31 protein-coding genes are annotated in these 25,954 nt (G+C 60.9%); 21 read left to right on the forward strand and 10 right to left on the reverse strand.

Translation table 11 applies throughout. The features are described from left to right. From AB1E33_RS25370 to rimM, 7 genes are all read left to right on the forward strand, one after another. On the forward strand, window positions 1-555 hold the full coding sequence (locus tag AB1E33_RS25370; RefSeq protein ID WP_372580025.1) for a GNAT family N-acetyltransferase: 555 nt from the start codon (window positions 1-3) through the stop codon (window positions 553-555). Beyond that, window positions 552-1,130: a GNAT family N-acetyltransferase gene (locus AB1E33_RS25375; RefSeq protein ID WP_372580026.1), complete on the forward strand. Its 579-nt coding sequence runs from the start codon at window positions 552-554 to the stop codon at window positions 1,128-1,130. The genes AB1E33_RS25370 and AB1E33_RS25375 overlap by 4 nt, the downstream gene beginning before the upstream one ends. A 40-nt stretch (window positions 1,131-1,170) precedes the next feature. Then, window positions 1,171-1,467, forward strand: coding sequence for a chorismate mutase (locus AB1E33_RS25380; RefSeq protein WP_372580027.1), 297 nt, complete (start codon window positions 1,171-1,173; stop codon window positions 1,465-1,467). An 85-nt stretch (window positions 1,468-1,552) separates the two neighbouring features. Beyond that, on the forward strand, window positions 1,553-1,918 hold the full coding sequence (rpsP, locus tag AB1E33_RS25385; protein ID WP_372580028.1) for a 30S ribosomal protein S16: 366 nt from the start codon (window positions 1,553-1,555) through the stop codon (window positions 1,916-1,918). An 11-nt stretch (window positions 1,919-1,929) separates the two neighbouring features. After that, a complete protein-coding gene (gene bluB / locus AB1E33_RS25390; protein WP_372580029.1) occupies window positions 1,930-2,565 on the forward strand; it encodes a 5,6-dimethylbenzimidazole synthase in 636 nt (211 codons plus the stop codon). A 6-nt stretch (window positions 2,566-2,571) separates the two neighbouring features. After that, window positions 2,572-2,721: a hypothetical protein gene (locus AB1E33_RS25395; RefSeq protein ID WP_372580030.1), complete on the forward strand. Its 150-nt coding sequence runs from the start codon at window positions 2,572-2,574 to the stop codon at window positions 2,719-2,721. Beyond that, window positions 2,714-3,217 (forward strand): ribosome maturation factor RimM, encoded by a 504-nt coding sequence (gene rimM / locus AB1E33_RS25400; protein ID WP_372580031.1) that lies wholly within the window; start codon window positions 2,714-2,716, stop codon window positions 3,215-3,217. Before AB1E33_RS25395 ends, rimM begins: the two co-directional genes overlap by 8 nt. Here rimM and AB1E33_RS25405 read toward each other — a convergent pair. After that, window positions 3,209-4,237: an aminoglycoside phosphotransferase family protein gene (locus tag AB1E33_RS25405; RefSeq protein ID WP_372580032.1), complete on the reverse strand. Its 1,029-nt coding sequence runs from the start codon at window positions 4,235-4,237 to the stop codon at window positions 3,209-3,211. The two genes, rimM and AB1E33_RS25405, sit on opposite strands and share 9 nt — an antisense overlap. A gap of 56 nt (window positions 4,238-4,293) precedes the next feature. On the opposite strand from AB1E33_RS25405, the gene trmD reads away from it, so the two are divergent. The 5 genes from trmD (at window position 4,294) to rpmE (ending at window position 7,009) form a co-directional block, all read left to right on the forward strand. Then, entirely contained in the window at window positions 4,294-5,088 is a 795-nt protein-coding gene (gene trmD, locus AB1E33_RS25410) for a tRNA (guanosine(37)-N1)-methyltransferase TrmD (protein ID WP_372580033.1), read from the forward strand. A 152-nt stretch (window positions 5,089-5,240) separates the two neighbouring features. Continuing rightward, on the forward strand, window positions 5,241-5,381 hold the full coding sequence (locus AB1E33_RS25415; RefSeq protein WP_372580034.1) for a hypothetical protein: 141 nt from the start codon (window positions 5,241-5,243) through the stop codon (window positions 5,379-5,381). A 405-nt stretch (window positions 5,382-5,786) separates the two neighbouring features. Then, window positions 5,787-6,119: a YegP family protein gene (locus AB1E33_RS25420; protein ID WP_372580035.1), complete on the forward strand. Its 333-nt coding sequence runs from the start codon at window positions 5,787-5,789 to the stop codon at window positions 6,117-6,119. Window positions 6,120-6,392: 273 nt separating this feature from the next. After that, on the forward strand, window positions 6,393-6,776 hold the full coding sequence (gene rplS, locus AB1E33_RS25425) for a 50S ribosomal protein L19 (RefSeq protein WP_306198144.1): 384 nt from the start codon (window positions 6,393-6,395) through the stop codon (window positions 6,774-6,776). An 11-nt stretch (window positions 6,777-6,787) separates the two neighbouring features. Further along, entirely contained in the window at window positions 6,788-7,009 is a 222-nt protein-coding gene (rpmE, locus tag AB1E33_RS25430) for a 50S ribosomal protein L31 (RefSeq protein ID WP_249710580.1), read from the forward strand. A 70-nt stretch (window positions 7,010-7,079) separates the two neighbouring features. Here rpmE and AB1E33_RS25435 read toward each other — a convergent pair whose 3' ends face one another. Beyond that, complete coding sequence (locus tag AB1E33_RS25435) at window positions 7,080-8,519, reverse strand: alanine/glycine:cation symporter family protein (RefSeq protein WP_372580036.1); 1,440 nt, start codon at window positions 8,517-8,519, stop codon at window positions 7,080-7,082. A 342-nt stretch (window positions 8,520-8,861) separates the two neighbouring features. Here AB1E33_RS25435 and AB1E33_RS25440 point away from each other — a divergent pair, with 342 nt between their 5' ends. Beyond that, window positions 8,862-9,671: a division plane positioning ATPase MipZ gene (locus AB1E33_RS25440; RefSeq protein ID WP_372580037.1), complete on the forward strand. Its 810-nt coding sequence runs from the start codon at window positions 8,862-8,864 to the stop codon at window positions 9,669-9,671. Between the two features lie 6 nt (window positions 9,672-9,677). On the opposite strand, the gene AB1E33_RS25445 is transcribed toward AB1E33_RS25440, so the two are convergent. Next, complete coding sequence (locus AB1E33_RS25445) at window positions 9,678-10,925, reverse strand: adenylate/guanylate cyclase domain-containing protein (RefSeq protein WP_372580038.1); 1,248 nt, start codon at window positions 10,923-10,925, stop codon at window positions 9,678-9,680. A 66-nt stretch (window positions 10,926-10,991) separates the two neighbouring features. Further along, window positions 10,992-11,432, reverse strand: a complete 441-nt coding sequence (locus tag AB1E33_RS25450; RefSeq protein WP_372580039.1) for a MarR family winged helix-turn-helix transcriptional regulator — start codon at window positions 11,430-11,432, stop codon at window positions 10,992-10,994. Window positions 11,433-11,503: 71 nt separating this feature from the next. On the opposite strand from AB1E33_RS25450, the gene hmgA reads away from it, so the two are divergent. The 7 genes from hmgA (at window position 11,504) to maiA (ending at window position 18,255) form a co-directional block, all read left to right on the forward strand. Beyond that, a complete protein-coding gene (hmgA, locus tag AB1E33_RS25455) occupies window positions 11,504-12,865 on the forward strand; it encodes a homogentisate 1,2-dioxygenase (RefSeq protein ID WP_372580040.1) in 1,362 nt (453 codons plus the stop codon). A gap of 79 nt (window positions 12,866-12,944) precedes the next feature. Then, window positions 12,945-14,201, forward strand: coding sequence for a fumarylacetoacetase (fahA, locus tag AB1E33_RS25460; RefSeq protein WP_372580041.1), 1,257 nt, complete (start codon window positions 12,945-12,947; stop codon window positions 14,199-14,201). 4 nt (window positions 14,202-14,205) lie between these two features. Next, a complete protein-coding gene (locus AB1E33_RS25465; protein WP_372580042.1) occupies window positions 14,206-14,742 on the forward strand; it encodes a dihydrofolate reductase family protein in 537 nt (178 codons plus the stop codon). Window positions 14,743-14,746: 4 nt separating this feature from the next. Continuing rightward, window positions 14,747-15,697 carry an MBL fold metallo-hydrolase gene (locus AB1E33_RS25470; protein WP_372580043.1) on the forward strand — a complete coding sequence of 317 codons (951 nt, stop codon included), beginning with the start codon at window positions 14,747-14,749 and terminating at the stop codon, window positions 15,695-15,697. 110 nt (window positions 15,698-15,807) lie between these two features. Next, window positions 15,808-17,418: an FAD-dependent oxidoreductase gene (locus tag AB1E33_RS25475; RefSeq protein WP_372580044.1), complete on the forward strand. Its 1,611-nt coding sequence runs from the start codon at window positions 15,808-15,810 to the stop codon at window positions 17,416-17,418. 4 nt (window positions 17,419-17,422) lie between these two features. Next, on the forward strand, window positions 17,423-17,620 hold the full coding sequence (locus AB1E33_RS25480; RefSeq protein ID WP_372580045.1) for a DUF2783 domain-containing protein: 198 nt from the start codon (window positions 17,423-17,425) through the stop codon (window positions 17,618-17,620). Continuing rightward, a complete protein-coding gene (gene maiA / locus AB1E33_RS25485) occupies window positions 17,617-18,255 on the forward strand; it encodes a maleylacetoacetate isomerase (protein ID WP_372580046.1) in 639 nt (212 codons plus the stop codon). The genes AB1E33_RS25480 and maiA overlap by 4 nt, the downstream gene beginning before the upstream one ends. A gap of 7 nt (window positions 18,256-18,262) precedes the next feature. On the opposite strand, the gene AB1E33_RS25490 is transcribed toward maiA, so the two are convergent. Next, entirely contained in the window at window positions 18,263-18,892 is a 630-nt protein-coding gene (locus AB1E33_RS25490) for a class I SAM-dependent methyltransferase (protein ID WP_372580047.1), read from the reverse strand. A gap of 85 nt (window positions 18,893-18,977) precedes the next feature. Between AB1E33_RS25490 and AB1E33_RS25495 the strand changes: the two genes are divergently transcribed. Then, window positions 18,978-19,862, forward strand: coding sequence for a LysR family transcriptional regulator (locus AB1E33_RS25495; RefSeq protein ID WP_372580048.1), 885 nt, complete (start codon window positions 18,978-18,980; stop codon window positions 19,860-19,862). Between the two features lie 31 nt (window positions 19,863-19,893). Here the strand turns inward: AB1E33_RS25495 and AB1E33_RS25500 are convergent, their stop codons facing one another. The 5 genes from AB1E33_RS25500 to pheS form a co-directional block, all read right to left on the reverse strand. After that, entirely contained in the window at window positions 19,894-20,220 is a 327-nt protein-coding gene (locus AB1E33_RS25500) for a DUF1330 domain-containing protein (RefSeq protein WP_372580049.1), read from the reverse strand. Window positions 20,221-20,472: 252 nt separating this feature from the next. Then, window positions 20,473-22,869, reverse strand: a complete 2,397-nt coding sequence (gene pheT / locus AB1E33_RS25505; protein WP_372580050.1) for a phenylalanine--tRNA ligase subunit beta — start codon at window positions 22,867-22,869, stop codon at window positions 20,473-20,475. Window positions 22,870-22,950: 81 nt separating this feature from the next. Beyond that, window positions 22,951-23,361, reverse strand: a complete 411-nt coding sequence (locus tag AB1E33_RS25510) for a cupin domain-containing protein (RefSeq protein WP_372580051.1) — start codon at window positions 23,359-23,361, stop codon at window positions 22,951-22,953. A gap of 58 nt (window positions 23,362-23,419) precedes the next feature. Continuing rightward, window positions 23,420-24,211, reverse strand: a complete 792-nt coding sequence (locus AB1E33_RS25515; protein ID WP_372580052.1) for a CE1 family esterase — start codon at window positions 24,209-24,211, stop codon at window positions 23,420-23,422. A gap of 598 nt (window positions 24,212-24,809) precedes the next feature. After that, window positions 24,810-25,883: a phenylalanine--tRNA ligase subunit alpha gene (gene pheS / locus AB1E33_RS25520; RefSeq protein WP_372580053.1), complete on the reverse strand. Its 1,074-nt coding sequence runs from the start codon at window positions 25,881-25,883 to the stop codon at window positions 24,810-24,812. Window positions 25,884-25,954: the final 71 nt, after the last annotated feature.

Raw genomic sequence — 25,954 nt, forward strand, 5'->3', positions numbered from 1 at the left:
GTGAACGGAACTACCCTCCATATCCCCACGCTTGAAACCGAGCGTCTGATCCTGCGGGCCCCGCGCCTGTCGGATCTCGACGCTTATGCGGCTTTCTGCGCCTCGCCACGCTCTGCCGGAGTTGGCGGGCCGTTTTCGCGCGCGCAGGCGCTGGACAGGATGTCAGCGCTGATCGGGCAATGGCATTTGTGGGGATATGGGCGCTGGATGGTAACGGAAACCGCCACGGGCAATGCGCTTGGCGTTGTCGGGCTGTTCTATCGCGAAGACTGGCCCGAACCCGAGATCGCCTGGTCCGTCTTTGACGTCGCGGAGGGGCGCGGTATCGCTCTGGAGGCCGCGTTCGCCAGTCGCGCCTATGCCTACGATGTGCTTGGCTGGAACACCGTCGTCAGTTGCATGATGGCGGACAACACCCGCTCGATCGCGTTGGCGAAACGGATGGGCGCAACGCCCGAAGCGCCCATTCAGCACCCCGAATTCGGCAAGATGCTGGTCTGGCGTCATCCCTCCCCCGATCAGCTCGAAAACGGCGGGATGGAGGCCTACGCATGAGCCGCATGATGTGCGAACTTCCCGTCAAAGGCCCCTGCGCGATGCAGGCGCGACAACTGGCCGACCGGATACCGGTGCTGGAAACCCGCCGTCTGGTGCTGCGCGCGCCGAGGATCGAAGATTTCCGCGTCTATGCCGATATCGCGCTCAGCCCGCGCGGGGCGCATTTGGGCCACGCGACACGTGCCGAGGCCTGGTACGATTTCTCGAACATGGTCGCGGGGTGGCTGCTGCGCGGCCACGGGCTGTGGACTGTCACAGCGCGGCAGGATGGCACGCTGCTGGGTTTTATTGTGCTCGGGTTCGAGCCGGGTGATGAAGAGCCGGAACTGGGCTTCATGCTGACCGAAGAGGCCGAAGGCCACGGCTTTGCAAGCGAGGCCGCCGAAGCCGCCCGTGCCTATGGGTTCGAGCATATGAAGCTGCCCTCGCTGGTCAGCTATATCGACGCGGGCAATGACAGATCCATCGCGCTGGCCGAGCGCATCGGCGCCTTTGCCGATGGCACGCTGGCCTATTCGGGCGATCCCGCCCCTTCGATCATCTACCGCCACCCGAAGCCGGAGGTGGCCTGATGCGACACGAAACAGCCCGACACTGCGAAAGGATCTTCCCGTGACTGATCCCGTCAGCCGCGCCGCGGAACTTCTCAAGGACCACCGTGAAAGCATCGACCGCCTCGATGCGATCCTCGTCTACACGCTGGGCGAGCGGTTCAAGCACACCCAGGCCGTGGGCCGTCTCAAGGCGCAACACGACCTGCCCCCGTCCGATCCCAACCGCGAAGCGGCGCAAATCGAGCGGCTCGAACAATTGGCCGAAGAAGCCGATCTAGACCCCGACTTTGCCCGGGCCTTCCTGAATTTCATCATTCAGGAAGTCATCCGGCACCACAAGAAACAACAGGAATAACCAATCTGCAGGATGGGACTTCATCCCATCGCATGCCCCCAAATGCACACCTTTGGTGTGACCGCCATTCAAAGGAGAAAACACAATGGCAATGAAGATCCGTCTGGCCCGTGGTGGCTCGAAAAAACGCCCCTTCTACCGCATCGTGGCTGCTGACAGCCGCATGCCGCGCGATGGCCGTTTCATCGAGAAACTGGGCACCTACAACCCGCTGCTGCCGAAAGACAGCGAAGAGCGCGTGAAGATGAACGTCGAGCGCGTTCAGTACTGGCTGGACCAGGGCGCCCAGCCCACCGACCGTATCGCACGTATGCTGGAAGCAGCAGGCACCCGCGACAAGGCCGACCGCAACAACCCGAACAAAGGCGCACCCGGCAAGAAAGCCCAGGAGCGTGCCGAAGAGAAAGCCGCCAAGGCTGCTGAAGCCGCCGAAGCTGCTGCGGAAGAATAAGGGAGGGCCAGGTGCGGGATCTGAGTTTCAGCGAGGATTTCCGCAAACAGCTTGACCTGTTGATGCGGCTCCGGCGCGATGTGCGCCGATTCCGGACCGACCCGGTGGAAGAGGCAGCGCTGATGCGTTGCCTCTCTGCCTTTTCGACGGCCCCTTCGGTGGGACTGTCGGAACCCTGGCGCATCCTGCGCATCGAAAGCGCGGATGCCCGCGCCGCCGCGTTGGACAATTTCCGAGCCGCCAATAGCGCTGCGCTGGCGGGCTATTCCGGCGTCGATGCCGCCACATATAGCAAGCTGAAACTGTCGGGCATGCAGGACGCGCCGGTGCAGCTGGCGGTGTTCTGCGATGACAGTACCGGCAAAGGCCGCGGGCTCGGTGCGGGCACCATGCCCGAAATGCGGCGATATTCCGTTGCCTGCGCGATAACGCTGTTCTGGCTCACATTGCGTGCCGAAGGGTTGGGGCTGGGCTGGGTCTCGATCCTCGATCCCGCCCAACTCTCCCGCGATCTGAACGCGCCCGAAGACTGGAGCCTGATTGGCTATTTTTGCATCGGCTGGCCCGAAGAGGTATCAGACAGCCCTGAGCTTGAGCGCGCGGGCTGGGAAACCCGCAACAAGGCGCTCAATCTTGAGACCCGCTGAGGACCGATGTTCGGATTGATACGCCTGCCCGTGCTTTTGATGGTCGCCTTCGTGGCCGGTGTTCTTTATGAGCGCAATAACCAGCACGCGGTCTGCGAGGAACGCGGTGTCTGGCGCGATGGTTTATGTCTTGGAACGGGGCTGCCGAATGAGTGACCTTATCTGCGTGGGTGCCGTGTCCGGCTCTTTCGGGGTCCGGGGAGAGATTCGTCTCAAGAGCTTCTGCGCCATCCCCGAAGACATCGAGCAATACTCGCCGCTCACCGACGAGGTCGGCGACAAGAGCTATTCGCTGACGCTGACCCGCGCCATCAAGAACGGTTTTGCCGCCCGGCTGGGCGGGGTCGAGACCAAGGAACAGGCCGACGCCGCACGCGGCCTGCGTTTGTTTGCTCGACGCGATCAACTACCGTCGCTTCCCGACGATGAGTTCTACCACGCCGACCTGATCGGGCTGGAGGTATATGACACCGGCGGCGCTCTGCTGGGTAGGGTGAAATCGGTGCTAAACCACGGCGCGGCGGACCTGCTGGAAATCCACGGTCCCGGCCTGAAAGCCACGGTGTTGCTGCCCTTCACGCTTGCGGTCGTGCCGACCGTCGATCTTGCGCAGGGCCGGATCGTCGCCGATCCGCCCGAAGGTTTATTCTAGGCGCTCGGCAGCCTGCAACGCATCCAGCCGCGATGTCAGCCGGTTGAGCTGTTGCCGCTGATCCGGTCGCAACTTGCCGCCGGTTCCAGCCAGTTTGCACCACTCCCCATACATCTGGACTGCGAAGAGAAACACAAAAACCGGGTCTTCATGGGCGCGACGCCCATATCCCTCTTCAAACGCTTGCAGGTCCGCCAGAGGTAGCCCCGCGAAGCCCAACGCCTCTGAACCGGTCGGATCAAAAGCGTCACCGGCATTCAGCCAGAAGCGGGCCAGATCGCGATAGCCATGATCGCGCCCCCGGCTGCGAAAATCGATCGCGGTCAGTCTGTCATCGGTGACGATCAGGTTCAGCAGATGGAAATCGCCATGGGTGCGGCAAAGCTGGGCCGGGGCGCTCCGGCAGCGGCGCCCGGCACGGTGCAGATAGGCGCAGAGGCCAAGGAACCGCTTGGGCCGGGGCATCGCCACCGCGCCTTCCCGGACTTTTGCCGCGCGTTCCGAGACTTTGCCCAGAAAGCGACCCGGCCTGAAACCGCCCGTCTGATCCATCCCACCCCGATGCAAGGCTGCGGCATAGCGTCCGCACCGGCGCAGGATGTCGCGCCGGTCACCCAGCCCGAACCGCGCCCAGGCAAGCGCCTTGCGGCCGCTGTCGCCCGGCACAAAGGACTGGATCGACACACCGCGCGCCGGATCGCTCCACAATATCTCGGGCACTACGAGATCGGAAAACGGGGCAAGCACGGTGCGGGCGCGCTCCAACGCTTCCAGATCGCGGGCCAGCCTGTCGGGGCGATAGCGGCCGAATTCACCTTTCAGAACAACCGCCTTGGTATCTGCACCGGTGACTTTCACAACTGCAACCGATCTGGTGGGGTCCAGCTTGAGCGCCCGCATCGAACAGGCCTGCGCAGGCCAACCGATTTCCGATGCCACATCCTGCCACAGAAGGCTGGCCGCACCCTCCAACACGCTAGGTCCGGCCACGAGGGGCCGGTTGATCTCAATCTGCTTCACTGCCGCCTCAATTTGCTTATGGTTGCTTAGGCTTGGGTTTGTTTTACAAGCACCCCATGACAGCGCCAAGCAAATCTCATGGCCGCAAGGCGATTCGCCCGACACTGCGGCCCCAAGAACTCATGTCCACCACGCCAGACCTGCATGGCGTGTGGAAAGCCAAGATCATCACGCTCTTTCCCACCGCCTTTCCCGGCGTGCTAGGCGAAAGCCTGACCGGCAAGGCCCTGCAAGAGGGGCTCTGGCAGTTGGAAACGGTCGATCTACGCCAATTCGGGGTCGGCAAGCACCGCAATGTCGATGACACGCCCGCCGGTGGTGGTGCGGGCATGGTACTGCGCGCGGATGTGCTGAGCGACGCGATTGAACACACAATGGCGGGGGTTCAGGGCAACTGGCCGATGATCTATCTCAGCCCGCGCGGGCGACCCATGGACCAGCAGATGATGCAGTCCCTGGCCCGCGCCGACGGCGTCACCCTGCTCTGTGGCCGTTTCGAGGGCGTGGATGAACGGGTGCTGGAGCATTACGGTATCCAGGAGGTCTCGCTGGGTGACTTCGTGATGACCGGCGGCGAGATCGCGGCGCAGGCGCTGATCGACGCCACGGTCCGCCTGATCCCCGGCGTGCTGGGAAATCAGGCCTCGACCGAGGAGGAGAGCTTTTCCTCGGGGCTGCTGGAACACCCGCAATATACCCGCCCCGCCGAATGGAAGGGCCGCACTATCCCCCATGTGCTGATGTCCGGCCATCACGGCAAGGTAGCCCAATGGCGGCGGGACATGAGCAGGGAAATCACCCGGATCCGCCGCCCGGATCTGTGGCAAAAGCTGTCGGATGACGATGGCTGATGCTACGCCAAGATCTCAATTTTTTAAACTCGACGCCTCCCAACCGAAAAGTTAGCACGATCAACCCTCGTGCCATCATTTTTGATCGATTTTATCCGCCAAAGGTGAGTCCTCTACCGGGTAGACTGAAACTACTTTTTGGGGAACTTTCCATGAGAAGAACTGCTTTGGCTGCGGTCACGCTGCCGTCGGCCTGCGGCCAATTGCCCGGTCCTTCTGTGCCCTATCAGTCGGGGCAGAACCTCGACAGCGCGCGCGCCGCCTTCCAAGCTTGCGCACCAACCGCGCTGTAATCGGGGCTGAACGCCGTTGTGGGGGATATGCCGGAGGGCTGGTTCTAACTGGGCTTGTTGGTGTCGTCATCGTCGCCCCAAATGAACAGGAAACCCGGACCAACGGAGAATATGACGGCATCGACGGGCACCTGTCGCGGCGCGGTTTTCAGCGTCGCGAGCTTCCGGCAACTGAGTTGCGGGAACTCATGCCCAGCGCGCCCTAGCAACGGAGCGTCCTGCTGGATGAGCTGATCGGCAGCGGATTTCAGACCACTGCAGCAAATTCGTTCTGAATATCACCCGAAGGGGAAAGCCGGTCGCGCGCCAAAAGCGCGCGTTTCGGCACTCAGAAATAGCCTGTTGCCGCAGATCGTCGCTCCTGTGTAAGCTCGGCCAACATTATCGATTAGGGACAGGTGTACCGTGGCTGCAAAATTCGAACTCTACACAGACAATGCTGGTGAATTTCGCTTTCGGCTGAAGGCGGGCAATGGTGAGAACATTCTGGCCAGCGAAGGCTATAAGCAGAAGGCCAGCGCTGAAAACGGCATCAAGTCGGTTAAGGAAAACGCCGGTGATGATGCACGGTATGAGCGCAAGGAAACCGCTGCGGGCAAGCATATGTTCAATCTCAAGGCCAGCAACGGTCAGGTGATCGGAACCTCGCAGAGCTATGCCAGCGCCTCGGGCCGCGACAATGGCATCGAGTCGGTCAAAAAGAACGCCGCCGACGCCGGGACCGACGACAAGACCTGAACTGTCGGGCAAGCGGGTCCCGCCATGCTCGGGGCCTCTTGATCTGTCGCGCATCTGCTCTTATACACCGCTGGCCGGGGCTCAGAGATGAGTCGCCCGGCTTGGGTTTATTGGCATGCCTGTTTCTTCGACAGGTCAAAGGCCACAGATCCAAAAACCGAAGAAATGACGACCTGATCTCTGGCGGGCGCCACGGCGGACCCGGTGAAGACCAAGAGCTCTGAGGCGACACCAACTTCGTGGATCAACCGCGAGCAGATAGGAGTAGATCAGATGGACCTGATCGCACAGCTTGAAGCGGAGCAGATCTCTGCTCTTGGGAAGGACATTCCCGATTTTAAACCCGGCGACACCATTCGCGTCGGCTACAAGGTGACCGAAGGCACGCGGAGCCGTGTGCAGAACTACGAAGGCGTTTGCATCAGCCGCAAGAACGGCAATGGCATTGCCGGTTCGTTCACCGTTCGCAAGATTTCCTTTGGTGAAGGCGTGGAGCGTGTGTTCCCGCTGTTCTCGACCAATATCGACAGCATCACTGTTGTCCGCCGTGGCCGCGTTCGTCGCGCCAAACTGTACTATCTGCGCTCGCGCCGCGGTAAATCCGCCCGTATCGCAGAAGACACCCACTACAAGCCCAAGGCTGGCGCCCAGGCGTAAGGAGCGGACCCATGAAAAAAGACACTCATCCCGACTATCACGTGATCGACGTCAAAATGACCGACGGCACGGTTGTGCAGATGCGCTCGACCTGGGGCAAGGAAGGCGACCAGATGGCGCTGGATATCGACCCCTCGGTGCACCCGGCCTGGACCGGCGGCAACACCCGCCTGATGGATGCCGGCGGCCGCGTGTCGAAGTTCAAGAAGAAATACGAAGGCCTGGGCTTTTAAACGCTCGACGCTTTACGGATTTGAGGCCGCCCCGATGGGCGGCCTTTTTCGTTTCGGACTTGGCAAGCGATCAGTCCCCGTCCACGTCCTGCGCACCGGACCATGCGGCGCGATCGATATCGAGGTCGGGGAATGTCTCGGGGTCGAATACGGGCCGGTCCACACCGGAATTCAACTGCTTGCGAAAATCTCCAAGCAGCCGCAGCGCAATGGGCATCAGCATCATCAGCGCCACCAGATTGACCACCGCCAGCAACCCCATCAGCGGGTCCGAGAAGAAGAAGACCGCTGTGGCGCCCGGCGCAATTGCCCCCAGTAGCACCACCAGAACAACGCCGACCCGCAGAACGGGAAGCGCGTTTCGCGCCTTGGTGATGAAACTCAGCGCGTTCTCGCCCAGATAATAGTTGTAGATGATCGAACTGAAGGCAAAAAGCAGCAGCATAAACGACAACAGGTATTGCGACCATGTCCCCAGATGCGACACCAGCGATTGCTGGGTTAGGGCAATGCCGTCCACTCCCTCGGCGCCCGGCACATAGACATCGCCCAGCAGCACTACAAAGGCAGTACAGCTACAGATGAAGATCGTGTCGATGAACACCGAAAACGACTGGGTGATGCCCTGGCTGATCGGATGGCGCACATCGGCGGTGGCGGCGACGTTCGGGGCCGAACCCAGCCCCGCCTCGTTGGAAAAGAGCCCGCGCTGCAGCCCCTGCGCCAGCGCCGCGCCCATGCCGCCGCTCACGGCCTCTTCGATGCCAAACGCGTTGGCCACAATCGAAACGATCACGCCCGGAACCTCACCGATATTAAGCACGATCACAACCAGCGCCATCGCGATATAGGCCACCGCCATGATCGGGACTACCACATCGGCGACTTTGGTGATCCGGTGGATGCCACCAAAGACGATAAAGCCCGAGACCCCAGCCAGCAGCAGTCCGGTCCAGAGCCGGTCTATCCCCATGCTGTCCTGCACAGCACCGGCCACGGTATTGCCCTGAAACGCGTTGAAGCCAAAGGCAAAGGACGCGATCAGGCAAACCGCATAAACCAGTGCCAGCCAGCGGTACTCGCTACCCAATCCGTGGATGATCGTGCGCGCGGGCCCGCCCCGGAACATCCCGTCCGGCTGCCTCTGCTTGTAGAGCTGCGCCAGCGAGCATTCCACCAGACTGGTGGCCATGCCCAGCAGCGCAATCGCCCACATCCAGAACACCGCGCCGGGCCCGCCAAGGCTGATCGCCACGGCGACCCCCGCAATATTGCCACCGCCAACACGGCCCCCAACCGACAACAGCAGCGCCTCGCGCGCCGAGATCGCATTGGGATCACCGGGTTTGTTCTTTCCTGACAGCACTCGGAACATACGGGTGAAATATTCGAGCTGCACGAAGCGGGTCATCAAGGTGATGAATGCGCCAAACACCACAAGCATCGGGATCAGGGCAAAGCCCCAGGTCAGATCACCGATCAGTCCGAAGATACTATGAAAAACCGACACGAAGCGTCTCCTCTCGGGCAGAACGCGCGCATTGCGCGCTGAATGGGCGATGCAGGGAGCACATTATTTTCAGCCCCTATTCACCGGCTCTGAAATTCAATGTCTCGTAAGGTCAGGAGGTTACCAGCTTTGCGCGAATTGTAAAAACTTTTGTATCCCTTAGGCTGCAAGGCCAAGCGTTGCCGGGCGCCCACCCCGTCGACAGGTCGGCCGCTCCAACTGTTCCGCCGGCAACATCGCCAAGGCAAACAGGTGCAACACCGCTTCCCTTTGCAAGGCACACAACATATAGTGCGACGCAACAGCGCGGAGACAATCGCGCGGAATGTGGGACAGACAGGCATGGCACATATCATTGTCGTCGGAAACGAAAAGGGCGGCGCGGGTAAATCCACGGTTTCGATGCATGTGGCCACGGCCCTTGCGCGGATGGGATACAAGGTCAACACGCTGGATCTGGACCTGCGCCAGCGTAGCTTGGGGCGCTATTTTGAGAACCGCCGTAGCTTCCTGCGCGATGCCGAGATCGACCTTCCCGGCCCGGTCAACCACGACCTTCCCGAGATCGACCCGCAAACCCTGAAGCCGGGTGAGAACATCTATGACCACCGCCTGTCCGCCGCAGTCGGCACGTTGGAAACCGACAGTGATTTCATTCTGATCGACTGCCCCGGCTCGCACACACGGCTGAGTCAGGTGGCGCATTCGCTGGCCGACACGCTGGTCACGCCGCTCAATGACAGCTTTATCGATTTCGATTTGCTGGCCCGCACCGATTCCACCGGCGAGGCCATCGTCGGTCCCTCGGTCTATTCCGAAATGGTCTGGAATGCCCGCCAGCTGCGGGCGCAGGCCGGGCTGAAACCGATCGACTGGGTCGTGTTGCGCAACCGCGTCGGCACCCAGCGCATGGTCAACAAGGAAAAGATGGAACGCGCGCTCAAGATGTTGTCCGATCGGATCGGCTTCCGCATCGCGCCGGGCTTTTCCGAACGGGTCATCTTCCGCGAGCTATTCCCGCGTGGTCTGACCCTGCTGGACCTCAAGGATATCGGCGTCAAGCAGCTCAACATCTCGAACGTCGCCGCCCGTCAGGAGTTGCGCGACATGATGAAGGCCCTCAGCTTGCCCGGTGTCGAGATCGAGTTCTGATCACTCTCATCTATCCCCGTCATAAATGGTGAACAGCTCCTGCGGCTCGGAGACCCCACGCAGCATATAGCGCCCGAGGCTGACCAGATCATGCTCGGTCCGTCCCGCTGCCCTCCGGATCACGTTGGATACGATCACATCCTGCCCAACCGCGCGGTGCATGCCGGAAAGCCGCGCCGTAAGGTTTACCGCCGGGCCGATCACGGTGAAGTCCAGACGGTTCTCGGCCCCGATATTGCCATAGAGAATCTCGCCCGCATGCAGCGCGAACGTGAAGCCGGTTGTGGTCAGACCATCCGCCGCGCGGTCGGCCTGCAGAGCCTCTAGTTCCCGCCGCAGCCGCACCACCGCATCCAGACCCGCCCTGGCCGAGGCGGAGGCACTGTCCAGATTGAACATCGCCATCATGCCGTCACCCATGAATTTCAGGATCGAGCCATCGAAGGTGTGAACACATTTGACGGCCACCCCTAAATAGGCATTGAGCATGGCGATCAGGTCACCTCCCGCCACCTGTTCGGCCAAGTGCGTGAAACCCTGCAGATCGAAATAGAGCAGAACCGCGTCGATCTGCTGCAATGATCCTCGCTGGATCTCACCCGACAACACACGCCGGCCTGCGTCGCGCCCTAGATAGACCTGCATCAGATCCTCAGCGATGCGCCGGTTTGCGGCGGATTTCAGGGCCAGCGCAAGCGCGGGCAACCCTGCCCGGATCAAGTCGATATCCGCGTCCGAAAACCCAGCCCGCGCATCACTCACCCATGAGATCAGGACACCTTCGGGGGCATTGTCGGGATCGATCGGTTCAACCGGATCATGGTCCTGCAACAGCACGGCCACGGCGAAGTAGTCGGTCGCCCCCAACGCCCGCAACTCCTCAAATATTGGGAACCGCGCCGGACTATCATCCTGAGGAACCGGCTCGCGCATTTCACGTTCGCCAGAAGACAAAAGGCAGTAAAGCGGGCTTTTCAACCAGTCGTCGCGCGGCGATGGGTTATGTTCGTAAGTCTGGCGCGACATACCCTCGCCGCGCAGCCAGTCAAAGCCGATGCCGCCATATTTGGGGTGAAACGCGCTTTGGGCCACGTGCAGCCGCAAAAACGGAACGCCCAGGTCCAGCAACAGGCTGCAATACCCTTCCAGCAGTTGCTGCTGCTCTTCTCCGACCTGCCCCCGCTGCAACAGCCACGAGGTCAAAGTGGCATGTCGGGTGTCCGCGCCTTGGGCGGTGGGTGATGTCAGGGGCAATAGAGGTCTCCGGAACAGAGGTGTGTGCAGTATGTCACATGAGCACGCATGGCGCATTTTGCTAGATCAATCATCGAGTCCGGCGAGACGCCGCAGCATCATCCGTAGCAAGGCCCCCTCGCCGCGAGAAAACCGGCGGTCGAGCCGGGCGTCATAGTCCTCGGCGATCCCGCGCAATTCCTGATAGACACTCTGCCCTGACGGTGTCAGCGCCAGCACCTCGGCACGGCGATCGTTTTCACTGCGGGTCCGGCTGATATAGCGCCGCTGCGCCAACCGTGACACCGCGCGGCTGATCTTGGTCTTGTGTGTCATGGCGCGTGCGCCGATCTGCTTGGCGGTCATCTCGCCATACATGCCCAGGTGAAACATCACCCGCCATTCGGTACGCAGCAAACCGTAGCGGTCCTTGTAGATGCGCTGAAACTCCAACGAACTCTGCTCGGCCGCCTGGTTGAGCAGGTAGGGCAGGAAATTCTGCAAATCGAACTCATCATTTTTTACCATTTTTACGGCTCCTTACCTTGTTAGTTACAAAAACAACTAATATTCCACAAGCAGCAACCGGAGGAGAGGCCATGAATCGTCCAACCGCGCCACATCAGTTTACCCAAGCCGACAGCCCGACAGGCACCACCGAGGGCTATATGCCCGGCTTCGGCAATGATTTTGAGACCGAGGCTCTGCCCGGCGCGCTGCCGCAGGGCATGAACAGCCCGCAAAAATGTAACTATGGTCTGTATGGCGAACAGCTCAGCGGTACCGCCTTCACCGCACCCAGCCATCAGAACGAGCGCACATGGTGCTATCGCATCCGCCCCTCGGTGAAGCATTCACATCGCTACGAAAAGATCGACCTGCCCTACTGGAAATCCGCCCCACATGTGCTGGAGGACGTGATCTCACTGGGCCAGTATCGCTGGGATCCGGTGCCCCATACCGATGAAGGCCTGACCTGGCTGAGCGGCATGCGCACCATGACCACCGCCGGAGACGTGAACACCCAGGTCGGTATGGCCTGCCATATCTATCTGGTGACCGAGTCAATGGTGGATAGCTATTTCTTCTCCGCTGACAGTGAATTGCTGATCGTCCCGCAGGACGGCCGCCTGCGCTTGTGCACCGAGCTTGGGATCATCGATCTGGAACCCAAAGAGATTGCTATCATTCCGCGCGGTTTGCTCTATCGGGTCGAGGTGCTCGAAGGTCCCGCGCGCGGCTTTGTTTGCGAGAATTACGGTCAAAAATTCGAACTGCCGGGGCGCGGCCCGATCGGGGCCAATTGCATGGCCAACCGGCGCGACTTCAAGACACCCGTCGCGGCCTTCGAAGATCGCGAGGTGTCATCGACCGTCACCATCAAGTGGTGCGGCCAGTTCCATCAGACCAAGATCGACCAAAGCCCGTTGGACGTGGTTGCTTGGCACGGCAACTACGCGCCGGTGAAATACGATCTGCGCGACTATTGCCCGATCGGTGCGATCCTGTTTGACCATCCCGACCCGTCGATCTTTACGGTGCTGACCGCACCCTCGGGCGTTCCGGGCACAGCCAATATCGATTTCGTGCTGTTCCGCGAACGTTGGATGGTGATGGAGGACACGTTCCGCCCGCCCTGGTATCACAAGAACATCATGTCGGAACTGATGGGCAATATCTATGGCCAGTATGACGCCAAACCGCAGGGCTTCGTTCCCGGCGGTACCAGCCTGCACAACATGATGCTGCCGCACGGACCGGACCGGGAAGCTTTCGAGAAGGCTTCGAACGCCAATCTGGGCCCCGACAAGCTCGACAACACCATGTCCTTCATGTTCGAAACCCGCTTCCCGCAGCACCTGACCGGTTTTGCCGCGAATGAGGCACCGCTGCAGGATGACTACATTGACTGCTGGGCCGATATCGAAAAGAAATTCGACGGAACACCCGGCAAGAAATAGGCGCAAGAAAACTCAAACTTTCTTGCCAAGATTTTTCGAAATAATCTTGGGTCGCGCAACTGCAACGCTTGGAGACAGAATGCCCCTGATGACATCCTGGGTCGCCTCGGCCAACACCGCTGGCAACCCTTTTCCCCTGAACAACCTGCCCTATGGGGTGTTTTCCATCGGAGTTGAAACGCCCCGCTGCGGCGTTGCCATTGGCGACATGATCCTTGATGTGACGGCGGCTGAGGAAAGCGGCCTGATCGCGCTGGCCGATTATGCGCTCTTCGATATGCCCTTCTGGAACCCGCTCATGGAAGAAGGCCCCGCTGTCTGGGCCGCCTTGCGCGAGAGGCTGGTCACCCTGCTGGCAGAGGGCGCGGCAGAGCGCGACACGGTCGAGCCATTTCTGGCCCCGATGGCAGCTGCGCAGCTTCAAATGCCCTTTGCGGTCAGCGAATACACCGATTTCTATGCTGGCCGTCACCACGCCACCAATGTGGGTACGATGTTTCGCGGCGCGGAAAATGCGTTGCCGCCGAACTGGCTGCATATCCCCATCGGCTATAATGGCCGCGCCTCCTCGGTCGTAGTGTCGGGCACGGATATCCGCCGCCCCTGGGGACAACTCAAAGGGCCCAACGACTCCCAGCCCCGGTTTGCACCCTGCGCACGCTTTGACATTGAGTTGGAGATGGGTGCGATTGTCGGCACCCCCTCGGATGGGCCGATCTCCGTGCAGGAGGCCGATGATCACATCTTTGGCTATGTCCTGCTGAACGACTGGTCAGCGCGCGACATTCAGGCTTGGGAATACCAGCCGCTCGGGCCGTTCCAGGCCAAGGCAACCGCCACCTCGATCTCGCCCTGGATCGTGACCAAAACCGCTCTAGAGCCGTTCCGTCGCGACACGCCGCCGCGTGAGATCGAATTGCTGGACCACCTGAAGGATTGCGGCCCGATGCTTTATGATATCGAGCTTGAGGTGACTATGGCCCCCGAGGGTCAGCCCGCCAGCACTATCGCCCGCACCAACTATACCCAGATGTACTATTCCGCCGCCCAGCAACTGGCCCATCACACCACGTCTGGCTGCCCGATGCATGCCGGCGACCTGCTTGGGTCCGGCACCATCTCCGGCCCGACCAAGCCCGAGCGTGGCTCACTGCTGGAACTGAGCTGGGGCGGCAAAGAGCCCTTGACGCTGGAAAGCGGCGAGACCCGGTCCTTCATCGAGGATGGCGACACGCTGACCCTCAAAGGCGCGGCACAGGGCGATGGCTATGTGATCGGGTTTGGGGATTGTGCCGGAACGGTTCTACCTGCACTTGAAAACCCATATACGCGATGACGCAGTGAAGACCCGCCCCACATATGTCGGCTACATCGCGATGAGCCTGGACAGCTTCATCGCCGATGCCGAAGGCAGCGTCGCTTGGCTTGACCCGTTCAACGAGGTCGCTTCATCCAATGGGACCGATAACGGCTACGGCGACTTTATTGAACAAATTGATGCGTTGATCGTCGGGCGGTCGACCTACGAACAGGTCATGGGGTGGGGCTGGCCGTATGATAACCGCCCCTGTTATGTACTTACTCGCAAACCGGGCTTTTCTGGCGAACATGTTTCGTCTGCTGGGGATATCGACGAGTTGCGCAACGCAATCGAAGCGGACGGGCACAAGCGGGTCTGGGTCATGGGTGGCGGTGAAACACAGCGCGCTGCGCTGGACGCCAGCATGTTCGACAGCCTTCGGGTTTTTGTCATGCCCGTCGTTCTGGGTGGCGGCCTGCCCTGCTTTGCACCCGGTCCTCAAGCTAACCTCTCTCTGATCGAATCGGCACAAAGGCCGGGCGGCATTCTGCAAATCGACTACGAATTCAAGGATTGATCTGATGGCCAAAGCATTCGCGTCCCAGGGGGACATGACCGAGAAAAAGATCTCTTTCACCGAAGTGGGCGAGGGTCTCTATGCCTTCACTGCCGAGGGTGATCCGAATTCCGGCGTCATCATCGGCGATGACAGCGTTATGATCGTCGAGGCGCAGGCGACACCACGTCTGGCACAAAAGGTAATCGACTGCGTGCGCGGCGTGACAGACAAGCCCATCACCCACGTTGCGCTGACCCATTACCATGCCGTGCGCGTGCTGGGGGCCAGCGCTTTCGGGGCGCAGCAGATCCTGATGTCGGACATGGCCCGCGCGATGGTCGTCGAACGCGGGCAGGAAGATTGGGACAGCGAATTTCAGCGCTTCCCGCGCCTCTTCGAGGGGCATGAGAGCATTCCGGGCCTGACCTGGCCGACCACCACCTTCAGTGACACGATGACCGTCTACCTGGGCAATCGTCGGATCGACCTGATGCATCTGGGCCGCGCGCACACCGCGGGCGATATCGTTATCCACGTGCCGGATCAGAACGTGATGTTTACCGGCGATATCGTCGAATATCACTCGGCCTGCTATTGCGGTGACGGGCATTTCGGCGATTGGGGCGACACGCTGGACGCGATCAAATGGTTCGACGTTGACGCCATCGCACCGGGACGCGGCGACGCGCTGATCGGCAAGGAAATGGTGAACGCCGCCATCGAGAACACCCGCGATTTCGTCGCCAGCACCTTTCGCCCCGCCGCGCGTGTGGCGGCTCGAAACGGCACGCTAAAAGAGGCCTGGGACGCGGTGCGTGCGGAATGCGACCCGAAGTTCAAGGACTACGCGATCTACGAACACTGCCTGCCCTTCAACGTCGCCCGCGCCTATGACGAGGCGCGCGGGATCGACACGCCACGCATCTGGACCGCCCAGCGCGACCTGGACATGTGGGAGGCTTTGCAGGGCTGAGACCGGTCAGCGTCACGAAAAAAATTGCAAAAGACCTTGATCCAGATCGTTTTGGCGAACGGGAATCGATGCCAAGCTTCGACGAAACCGCTTCTATGGGGAGGAGACCCATGAACAAGATCTTTGAAACGCCGCTTTATGCATATGAGCACAGTGCCGATCAGGCGACACCCGCTCCGGTCCGGCATCAGGTGGTGGTGATCGGCGCCGGCCCCGTTGGTCTTGCTGCCGCGATCGATCTGGCGCAGCAGGGGATCGAGGTTGTCGTGCTGGACGACAATGACAAGGTCAGCTTCGGTTCGCGGGCCATCTGTTTTTCCAAACGAACGCTTGAGATCGCCGACCGGCTGGGCTGCGGCAGACCGATGGTGGACAAAGGTGTGTTGTGGAACCGTGGCAAGGTCTTTTTCGACGACCGAAAGGTTTATGAGTTCGACCTGCAGGCCGAAGAGGGCCACGAACACCCTGCCTTCATCAACCTTCAGCAATATTATGTCGAGGAATACCTGGTCGAACGCATTCGCGCGCTACAGGGCGAAGGCGCAAAGATCGAGATCCGGGGCCGCAACAAGGTTTCGGCCATCGGCACCCATCCCGAGCATGTGACGCTCGAGATCGACACGCCCGAAGGTCCCTACAATATCGAGGCCGACTGGCTGATCGCCTGCGACGGGGCGGCGTCCTCGACCCGTGCCATGCTGGGCATGGATTTCGTGGGCCGGGTGTTCGAGGACAACTTCCTGATTGCCGATGTGGTGATGGAGGCGGATTTCCCCACCGAACGCTGGTTCTGGTTCGATCCCCCCTTCAACAAGGGGCAGTCGGCGCTGCTGCATCAGCAGCCGGACAACGTCTGGCGCATAGATCTGCAACTGGGCTGGGACATCGACAAGGAACGTGAGAAGCGGCCCGAGAATGTCATTCCCCGGCTCAAGGCGATGCTGGGTGAGGATGTGAATTTCGAGCTGGAATGGGTCAGCATCTATACGTTCCAGTGCCGCCGGATGGAGCAATTCCGCCATGGCCATGTGATCTTTGCCGGTGACAGCGCGCATCAGGTGTCGCCCTTTGGCGCGCGTGGCGCAAACTCGGGCATTCAGGACACCGACAATCTGAGCTGGAAACTGAAGCTGGTGATCGATGGCAAAGCGCCTGACAGCCTGCTGGACAGCTATGACTCCGAGCGAATGCAGGGGGCGGACGAGAATATCCTGAACTCCACCCGCTCGACCGATTTCATTACGCCGAAATCCGAGACCTCGCGGCTATTCCGCGATGCGGTGCTGGATCTGAGCGAGCATTACGATTTCGCCCGACCGCTGGTGAATTCGGGCCGTCTGTCGACACCGACCATCTATGAGGGCTCGCCGCTGAATTCGGCGGATGCGCTAGACGGCCCCGAGCGGGCACGCCCCGGCGCACCCTGCCCCGACGCGCCGCTGGGCGACGCGTTCCTGCTGTCGAAACTTGGCGACGGGTTCACCCTGCTGACCATCGACGCGGATGCGCCGGACGTGATCGAAGAGGACGGGATCACCGTCACCCGGCTGGCGCTGTCCTTCAAGGATGACCCCAGCATGCAGTTGAAAGCACGGCTCTTGGGCAGCAATGAAAGCGCGGTCTACCTGATCCGGCCGGATCAGTATGTGGCAGCACGCCGCCCCAGCTATGATGACGCCCTGTTCCGCAGCGCGATCCGCCGCGCAACAGGCAAGGAGTAAGACCATGTCCGATCTGATCCTGAAACCGAATTTCGACGCGGCAGATGATTTCTACGCCGACCTGCTGGAGACCCATGAGGGTCTCGACAAGGCCGCCAGCGACGCGCTGAACGCGCGGCTGGTTCTGGTCCTGGCCAATCACATCGGCGACCAGAAGGTGTTGCAGCAGGCGCTGCAGGCAGCGGCGTTCGGGTCCATATGACCGAGGCAATCCTGTACGACTACTGGCGGTCATCGGCCAGTTACCGGGTGCGCATCGCCCTGAAACTGGCCGGAATCGCCTATCGCGCGGTCACTGTCGATTTGGTCAAGGGCGAGCAGCGCAGCGCGGCACATCTGGCCCGCAATCCACAAGGCTTTGTGCCGGTTCTGGAAATCGACGATCTGCGGCTGACGCAATCGCTGGCCATTCTCGGCTATCTTGACCGAACCCGGAATCTTGGCCTGTTGCCGGATGACCCGGCCGAGCGCGCACGCGCGCAAGCCTTGGCCTATGCGATCGCGGTTGATCTCCACCCGGTCTGCAACATTTCCGTCGCGGCCCATGCCACGGCGCTGTCTGGTGGGGCCGAGGGGATGCCGGGCAATTGGATGAAGCATTTCATCCGCCCCGGCTTGCTGGCCTTTGAGGCGCTTCTGACAGGGTTCGAGCAGACCCCTTATTGCTGCGGCACGGCGCCCGGTCTTGCCGATATCTGTCTGATGCCGCAGCTTTATAATGCGCGCCGGTGGGAGGTTGACCTCTCGGACATGCCGCGCCTGCTTGGTGTCGAAAGCGCCTGCGCCGCGCATCCAAGTTTCACGGCGGCACATCCCGACGCGGTGCGCCCCGAATAGGCGCGCGCTAGGTTTTGCGCGCCACCAGGAGCCGGCGGGCATCTTTGGCCGGAAAACTGTCTCGCTCGATCAACGTGAAACCCGCACATTCGATCATGGTCTCTAATTCCTTTTCCTGCATGAAGCGCACATAGGGCGCGCGCCCGAATAGCTGCATCACGGGCAAAACCAGCCGGATGGCGCGATATTTCAGGCTTCCATTCGACTGAGCGCAGAAGGTCTTGGAGATGAACAGCCCACCCGGTTTCAGCGTGGCGTGAACCTGACGCAGGGATGCCTCCAAATCCTCGACCAGATGCAGCAGGTTGAAGGCAATGGCCACATCGAATGAGCCTTGCGGCGGCTTGCCAACATCTGCGGTTTGGAATGAGACGTTGTCGACGCCAAGCTCTGCCGCCTTGTGTTTGCCAATCCTGATCATGCCGGGCGACAGATCGGTGGCGACAACACGGGCCACGTTCGTGGCAAGCTTCAGCGCAGTGGTGCCAGTGCCGCAGCCCAGCTCGAGCACGTGATCATGGGGTTTCAGGTAGGATGCGGTGCGTTCCAGCGTGTGTTCATAGGACGTCATGTCCTTGATCGGGGAGCGGGCGTATTTCTCGGCGATACCGTCCCAGAATTTTGCGGTGGCGGTCATGGGATGTCTCCTTTGGTGCCGTTTCTATCCATACGCATACCCAAGATAAATTGCCAAAAATTGCAGTAGTGTTATACATATTTGCATGAACAGTTTGGGTGACTTCGACTGGAACCATATCCGCTCTTTTCTGGCCACTGCTGAGACCGGATCGCTTTCGGCGGCGGCGCGGCTGCTTGGGGCAACCCAGCCCACGCTCAGCCGTCAGGTTGCGGCCTTGGAGAGTGATTTGGGTGTGCTGCTGTTCGAACGGGTCGGGCGCAGGCTGGAACTGACCCAATCGGGGCTGGAGTTGCTGGACCATACCCGGTCGATGGGCGAGGCCGCGCACAGGATCGCGCTGAGTGCCTCGGGTCAGTCTCAATCGATCGAGGGACAGGTCCGGATCACGGCAAGCGATGTCATGTCAGCCTGCGTGCTGCCCGAAGCGCTGCGGCGAATTCAGGCGCAGGCGCCTCTGCTGCAGATCGAGGTGATTGCCGCCAACGACATCCGCGACCTCTTGCGCCGCGAGGCGGATATCGCGATCCGCCATGTGCGCCCCGACCAGCCCGACCTAATTGCAAAGCTGGTGCAGGAGGCGACTGCGCGGTTTTATGCCTCCACCGACTATCTGGATCGCCACGGGCGGCCTGAAACACTGGAAGAACTGGCGCGCCACAGCTTCATCAGCTTTGGATCGCCCAAAAACATGATCGACCATATGAGGCCGCTGGGTCTGCATCTGACGCCTGAAAATTTCAGGCTGGGTTCACAAAGTGGGATCGTGGCCTGGGAATACGTGAAACAGGGCTTTGGCATCGCCCCGATGGGAAAGGATATCGCGGGGATGTGCGACGGTCTGGAGGTGGTACTGCCGCAAATGGATCCGATTGTCTTTCCGGTCTGGCTGACCACCCATCGCGAGTTACACACCAGCCGACGGATCCGACTGGTGTTTGATGTGTTGGCGGAACATCTGACGCGTTAAGCGCACATTCCGCCCGATAAATGCGCGGGGGTCACCCTTGCTTCAGATAAGGGATCGAGCCTGCAATGTCGGTGTCGTCGATGACGCGAAAGCTTGAGATGCTCCCGGCTTGCCGCGCCTGCCCGTAGGGCGCGTATTCGGGGCTTGTGGCGAATCCGTCAAGGGCGGCGCGGGTTGGAAATTCGAGGATCGCGATCAGTGTGCTGTCGCGTTCATCACCTTCCAGCGTGTCGATATTCCCGCTGCGCGCCAGATACCTCCCACCATGTTTTTCAACCAGATTATGGACATTGGCAGCATAGTCCGGGACCCAGCTGTCGTCGGTTATCTTGATCTCGGCAATCAGATAAACGCTCATTGCATCTCTCCTTTTCCTTGGTGCCGCAGAAGTTGCGTCACCCGGTGGAGACAGCCTGCCACGGAACCCGAAATCGCTTCCAGTAGTGAAAGCGCAAATATACTAAGGTATTAGGCTTGGTCAGATATACGCGCCGATGGCATGTTGGGTTCCAGCGCATGATATCCTACTGACTGTCTCAGATCAGCAGGACATAACATAAGCCAGCTTCCCGTGGGCGTACCGAGGTTGAGCGTTAGGCCGCAGGCGGAGCTACCCCCGCAGGACGCCGCCCGTCGCCCTGGCCACTTTCTCGACGATCTTGGCGCTGACGGCTTCGATGTCGTTCTCCTTCAGCGTCTTTTCGGTTGGCTGCAGGCGCACGGTGATGGCGAGTGATTTCTTGCCTTCGCCTAGGCTGCCGCCGACAAACTCGTCGAAGACGCGCACGCCCTCGATCAGCGCCTTGTCGGCCCCGGCAGCAGCATTCACGAGCGTCAGTGCCTCGATATCGGCATCGACCACAAAGGCGAAATCGCGCTCGACCGCCTGCAGATCGCGCAGTTCCAGCGCTGAGCGGGTTGCGCCCGATTTGCGCGGCATCGGCACCTGATCGGGCCAGATGGTGAAAGCCATCGCAGGCCCTTTGACATCCATCGCCTGCAAGACGCGCGGGTGCAGCTCGCCAAAGACGCTCAGTACCTTCTTGGGGCCGAGGCAAATTTTGCCATGGCGGCCCGGGTGCCACCAGGTATCCGCGCCGCGCAGGATCTGTACCTTGGCAGGTGCACCGATGGCGGCCAGCACCGCCTCGGCGTCGGCCTTGATGTCGAACACGTCCACGCCGCGCGAGGCACCCTGCACGTCCTTGGGACCGGTGCGGCCCACCAGCAGGCCGGCTATCAGTGTGCTCTGCTCACCCGGCTCACCGTCATGAAAGGTCGGGCCGACCTCGAACAGCGCCAGATCGTTGAACCCGCGTGCCTGGTTGCGCGCCGCGGCCTGCAACAAGCCGGGCAGCAGCGAGGGGCGCATATGACTCATCTCGGACGAGATTGGGTTTTCCAGCATGGTTTTCTCGTCACCACCGCCAAACAGCGCGGCCGAGGCCTGATCGATGAAGGTGTAGGTCACGCATTCATTGTAGCCCAGAGCCGCACAGGTGCGCCGCACCATCGTTTCGCGGCGCTGTTTCGAGGTCATCACCGGTTTCGGCAACCCTTCGGTGACGCGCGGCAGCGGCTTGCCCTGGAGTTTGGTGAGCGACGCGATGCGGGCCACTTCCTCGACCAGATCAGCCTCGCCCATCACATCGGGGCGCCAGCTGGGCACATGGGCCATGTCGCCTTCCAGACGGAAGCCAAGCCGGGTCAGCGTCTGACGTTGCTCGGCCTCGGGGATTTCCATGCCCACCAGCGACTGGACCCGGTCGGTATCCAGCTTGTAGGTGCGGGAATGATCGGGCACGGCGCCCGCGATGACCACACCCGATGCCTCTCCGCCGCAGATATCCAGGATCATCTGTGTGGCATGTTCCAGCCCGGGCAGCGTGTATTCGGGATCGACCCCACGTTCGAAACGATAGCGCGCATCGGAATTGACCCGGAGCTTGCGCCCGGTCAGCGCGATCTGCACATGGTTCCAATAGGCGCTTTCAAGGAAGACATTCACCGTCTCTTCTGTACAGCCGGTTTGCTCACCGCCCATGATCCCGGCGATGCTTTCTGGGCCATTGTCATCCGAGATCACCATCATGTCGGGCTCGAACGTGTACTCCTTCTCATCCAATGCGCTGAGCATCTCGCCACCCTTGGCGCGGTGGATGCGCAGATTGCCCGATACCTTGTCGGCGTCGAAGACATGCAGCGGGCGGTTGTGATCGAAGGTCATGTAGTTGGTGATATCGACCAAGGCCGAGATTGGGCGCAGACCGATCGCCTTCAGCTGGTCCTGCAGCCATTGCGGGCTGGGGCCGTTTTTAACGCCCCGGATCACCCGCCCGGTGAACAGTGGGCAGCCATCCAGCGTATCCTCGTCGATGCTGACCTTGATCGGGCATTCGAAATCACCCGGCACCACCAAATCGTCGCGCAGCTTCAGCGTTCCGAGGCCCCGTGCGGCCAGATCGCGGGCAATGCCAACCACGCCCAGTGCATCCTGACGGTTGGGAGTGATGGCAATCTCGATCACCGGGTCGACCTTGGCGGGGTCATTCTCGGCCAACCAGTTCACGAAACTGTCGCCTACCGCGCCCGAGGGCAGCTCGATGATGCCGTCATGTTCGTCGCTCAGCTCCAGCTCGCGTTCCGAGGCCATCATGCCAAAGCTTTCAACACCACGGATCTTGCCAACGCCAATGGTCAGGTCGAGGCCCGGGATATACATGCCCGGTTTGCAGACCACGACTGTGATGCCTTCGCGGGCGTTGGGCGCACCGCAGATGATCTGCAACTCGCCCTCGTCGGTGTCGACCTTACAGACGCTCAGCTTGTCGGCGTCGGGGTGTTTCTCGGCATGGGTCACATAGCCCAGCTTGAAATCCTTCAGCCGGTCGGCGGGGTTGATCACCTCTTCGACCTCCAACCCGAGATCGGTCAGGGTCTCGGTGATCTCGTCGACCGAGGCGTCGGTCTCCAGATGGTCCTTGAGCCAGGAAAGCGTGAATTTCATTGGTCGTGATCCGCCGGTTGCTTGGTCGTGTCGCAGCGCCGTGTAACGGATATTTCTCGAAGGTGGAAGGGGCGCGCGGGGCTACTCGTCGATCACGGTGTTCTGCGTGCCCTTGGCCCCGGCAAAGACCGTCAGAATACGCACAATCCCGTCCCCGGTATTGGTCCCGACATGGTCGCTGCCCAGCGCCTCGACCAGCGTGTCGCCCTTGCGATAAGTGCGGGTGCCGTCTGTGCCATAATCGACGGTGATTTCACCTTCCAGAATGTAACCCGCCAGCGGGACGTTATGCTTATGCGCGGGCGTCGACTGGCCCGGCTGCATGGTGACGATGGCCATGGTGATCTCGGCCTGCCCTGGCGGGTAGGTGATGGGTTGACCGATCACGGTAGTGTCGGTCTGCAGCAGCAGGTCGAGCGGCGGATATGTATCTTTGGCGGCAAGTTGCGTGGCGGAAAGCGTCAGCGCGCTTGCGATAAGGATATGCTTCATCTGACCCTGCCCTTTTGTCCTGTCGGCAGTTGGCCTCCGAGCGGAAGCAATGTCAAATTCAGGGGTAGCTCGGTTCGCGCCCAGCCAGTTCATCGAGCTGCCAGCCGATCCAGCCATGTGGAATGAAATGCCCGCCCGGATGCAGGTCCAGCGTGACCTGTCCGGCATCGCAATCGTTCCAGACGGTGCGCGAATGGGTCAGGAAGGGCACAACGCTCCAATCACCTTGCGGGGTGGCGTCATGACAGCCGAGTTTCGCCCGCCAGAGCGCCACCGGATGGGTGGTATCACCGTCCGGCCCCATGGGGAAATCCATCACCCGGTCCTTCAACCCATGCACATGGCGCACCTCGCGCGGGGCCTGGGCGCAGGTCTCGGTCTGGCGGATGGAGCCTGCAACGGCCAGCAATGCGGCAACGCCATTGCCGCTGTCGCAGGCATAGCGCCAAGCCATGGCCGAGCCATAGGAATATCCCGAGACATAGATGCGATCGGGATCGATGGGATAGTGTTTGGCTACGTCCGCCAACACGTCATTGGCAAAGCCCACATCCTCCGTGTCCGAGGTCCAGAAATCCCACGTCTTGCGGCGGCCATTGGGGGCGACCAGCAGCACGCTCCGCGTTTTTGTTGCGCCTGCGATGCGTGGGTGCCCCACCACGATATCCCCCTGCCGCGCCCATCCGTGGAAATGCATCAACACCGGCAGAGGCGTTTGCCCGTCCCAATCCTCCGGCGTCAGCACGTGGTATGAGCGGTCGCCCAGCGAACAGGCGGTATCGCCCTGACACCCATTGGCAGTGGCGTGGCTGGCAGTGAGAAGGAGGAGGAAAAAAGCGCGTATGATCATGCGGCTGAGCCTAACGGTACCGCTGGCGCTGTCACCTAACATATTGGTGTAGGGAGGGGTCTGAAAACGCGGAGCCGAGCCACCGCCAGACCGCGGGATGGCGATCCGACCTTATTGCAAGGCGCTTTATGTCGACCAAAATCGTGTGCCATTCGAACGGTGCGCTGGAGGCAGCCAAATCGCCAGCCCGTCCGGGCGGTCTGGCGACGGCGCGGCGGCCTATCGGCCTTGATTCCGCGCGTTGGTTTGGTTTCAAGACGCAAGCGACCCGCCCTCCAAAAGACCTTAAGGGCGCTTCCTTTCCTGCTCAATCAAGTCTCGCGTCCTCATAGCGCCTGCCATCTGATCCATTTCTTTACGCTTTCGCTCTTCGCGTTCTCGCGAAAGCTTTTCTGCACCAAAAACGAATGGCGCCGCAAATGCAGCGGCGAAGATAACGTAGGGAAATGTGGCCCAGCCCGGAGCATAAAGAATTCCCAAGATCAAACCCAAGGGTGCACCTATTTGAACGGCCGCGCCAGTCCATCGCGGTGCTCTCTGCGCGAGCCTATAGTGCCAATCGAGATACCTGCTCAAATAGAACGTGATTGACCACATCTCAGCGAGACAAACCACCATGCAGGTTCGGCATATCCAGCGCAGCGAACCCGTAGTGGCGCAGCCAGCGCAAGTCGGAATCGAAGAACGCCCGCAGATCAGGAATCCCGTATTTCAGCATCGCCAGACGGTCGATACCGATGCCAAAGGCAAAGCCCTGATAGACCTCCGGGTCGATTCCTCCGGCGGCGATGACCTTGGGGTGCACCATGCCCGAGCCGAGGATTTCCATCCAGTCGTCGCCCTCACCGATCTTCAACTGGCCGCCCTCCCAGGAACAGCGGATATCGACCTCGGCCGACGGTTCGGTGAAGGGGAAATGCGAGGCGCGGAAGCGCAGCTCGACCCCGTCGACCTCAAAAAAGGCCTTCACGAACTCCTCCAGCACCCATTTCAGGTTCGCCATCGAGATGTCCTTATCGATGGCCAACCCCTCGACCTGATGGAACATCGGCGTGTGGGTCTGGTCATAGTCGGCGCGGTACACACCGCCGGGGCAAATGATGCGGATCGGCGCGCCTTGCAGTTCCATCGAGCGGATCTGGACCGGCGAAGTATGGGTGCGCAGCACATTCGGCGGGCGGTTGTCGCCTTCGGCGCGGTGCATATAGAACGTGTCCATCTCGGCCCGCGCGGGGTGGTGACCGGGAATGTTCAGCGCATCGAAATTGTGCCAGTCCGTCTCGATCCGCGGCCCTTCGGCGACCGAGAATCCAAGCTCGGCAAAGATCGCGGTCAGTTCCTCGCTTGCCTGGCTGACCGGGTGGATCGAGCCCTGACGGCGGTCGCGTGCGGGCAGGGTCACGTCCAGCCATTCAGTGCGCAGCCGCTCATCGAGTGCGGCATCACCCAATGCGGATTTCTTGGCGCTGAGCGCCGAATTGATCTCATCCTTGAGTGCGTTCAGCGCGGGGCCTGCGACTTGACGTTCCTCGGGGGTCATCTTGCCCAGCTCGCGCATTTTCAGCGCAACCTCGCCTTTCTTGCCCACGGCGGCGAGGCGGATCGCCTCAAGCGCGTCTTCATCGCCCGCATCCGCGATCTGACCCAGATATTTTGCCTTAAGATCGTCCATGACGGTCCCCCGAATTCTGCTTGCGTCCTGCTACCACAAAGGTCCGCGAAAGCAAGAGGGCGGGATTGCGC

The organism is Ruegeria hyattellae (assembly GCF_041537925.1).
In the GTDB taxonomy this organism is placed as follows: domain Bacteria; phylum Pseudomonadota; class Alphaproteobacteria; order Rhodobacterales; family Rhodobacteraceae; genus Ruegeria_C.

What these genes read in the sequence shown, in the direction of transcription:
- AB1E33_RS25395 (WP_372580030.1), top strand. Translation starts at nt 2,572, where the DNA reads ATGTTCGGATTGATACGCCTGCCCGTGCTTTTGATGGTCGCCTTCGTG.
- pheS (WP_372580053.1), bottom strand. Translation starts at nt 25,883, where the DNA reads ATGGACGATCTTAAGGCAAAATATCTGGGTCAGATCGCGGATGCGGGC.
- AB1E33_RS25415 (WP_372580034.1), top strand. Translation starts at nt 5,241, where the DNA reads ATGAGAAGAACTGCTTTGGCTGCGGTCACGCTGCCGTCGGCCTGCGGC.
- AB1E33_RS25510 (WP_372580051.1), bottom strand. Translation starts at nt 23,361, where the DNA reads ATGAAGCATATCCTTATCGCAAGCGCGCTGACGCTTTCCGCCACGCAA.
- maiA (WP_372580046.1), top strand. Translation starts at nt 17,617, where the DNA reads ATGACCGAGGCAATCCTGTACGACTACTGGCGGTCATCGGCCAGTTAC.
- AB1E33_RS25500 (WP_372580049.1), bottom strand. Translation starts at nt 20,220, where the DNA reads ATGAGCGTTTATCTGATTGCCGAGATCAAGATAACCGACGACAGCTGG.
- pheT (WP_372580050.1), bottom strand. Translation starts at nt 22,869, where the DNA reads ATGAAATTCACGCTTTCCTGGCTCAAGGACCATCTGGAGACCGACGCC.
- AB1E33_RS25475 (WP_372580044.1), top strand. Translation starts at nt 15,808, where the DNA reads ATGAACAAGATCTTTGAAACGCCGCTTTATGCATATGAGCACAGTGCC.
- rpmE (WP_249710580.1), top strand. Translation starts at nt 6,788, where the DNA reads ATGAAAAAAGACACTCATCCCGACTATCACGTGATCGACGTCAAAATG.
- rpsP (WP_372580028.1), top strand. Translation starts at nt 1,553, where the DNA reads ATGGCAATGAAGATCCGTCTGGCCCGTGGTGGCTCGAAAAAACGCCCC.
- AB1E33_RS25450 (WP_372580039.1), bottom strand. Translation starts at nt 11,432, where the DNA reads ATGGTAAAAAATGATGAGTTCGATTTGCAGAATTTCCTGCCCTACCTG.
- fahA (WP_372580041.1), top strand. Translation starts at nt 12,945, where the DNA reads ATGCCCCTGATGACATCCTGGGTCGCCTCGGCCAACACCGCTGGCAAC.
- AB1E33_RS25495 (WP_372580048.1), top strand. Translation starts at nt 18,978, where the DNA reads ATGAACAGTTTGGGTGACTTCGACTGGAACCATATCCGCTCTTTTCTG.
- AB1E33_RS25490 (WP_372580047.1), bottom strand. Translation starts at nt 18,892, where the DNA reads ATGACCGCCACCGCAAAATTCTGGGACGGTATCGCCGAGAAATACGCC.
- AB1E33_RS25375 (WP_372580026.1), top strand. Translation starts at nt 552, where the DNA reads ATGAGCCGCATGATGTGCGAACTTCCCGTCAAAGGCCCCTGCGCGATG.
- rimM (WP_372580031.1), top strand. Translation starts at nt 2,714, where the DNA reads ATGAGTGACCTTATCTGCGTGGGTGCCGTGTCCGGCTCTTTCGGGGTC.
- hmgA (WP_372580040.1), top strand. Translation starts at nt 11,504, where the DNA reads ATGAATCGTCCAACCGCGCCACATCAGTTTACCCAAGCCGACAGCCCG.
- AB1E33_RS25470 (WP_372580043.1), top strand. Translation starts at nt 14,747, where the DNA reads ATGGCCAAAGCATTCGCGTCCCAGGGGGACATGACCGAGAAAAAGATC.
- trmD (WP_372580033.1), top strand. Translation starts at nt 4,294, where the DNA reads ATGACAGCGCCAAGCAAATCTCATGGCCGCAAGGCGATTCGCCCGACA.
- AB1E33_RS25440 (WP_372580037.1), top strand. Translation starts at nt 8,862, where the DNA reads ATGGCACATATCATTGTCGTCGGAAACGAAAAGGGCGGCGCGGGTAAA.
- AB1E33_RS25480 (WP_372580045.1), top strand. Translation starts at nt 17,423, where the DNA reads ATGTCCGATCTGATCCTGAAACCGAATTTCGACGCGGCAGATGATTTC.
- rplS (WP_306198144.1), top strand. Translation starts at nt 6,393, where the DNA reads ATGGACCTGATCGCACAGCTTGAAGCGGAGCAGATCTCTGCTCTTGGG.
- AB1E33_RS25515 (WP_372580052.1), bottom strand. Translation starts at nt 24,211, where the DNA reads ATGATCATACGCGCTTTTTTCCTCCTCCTTCTCACTGCCAGCCACGCC.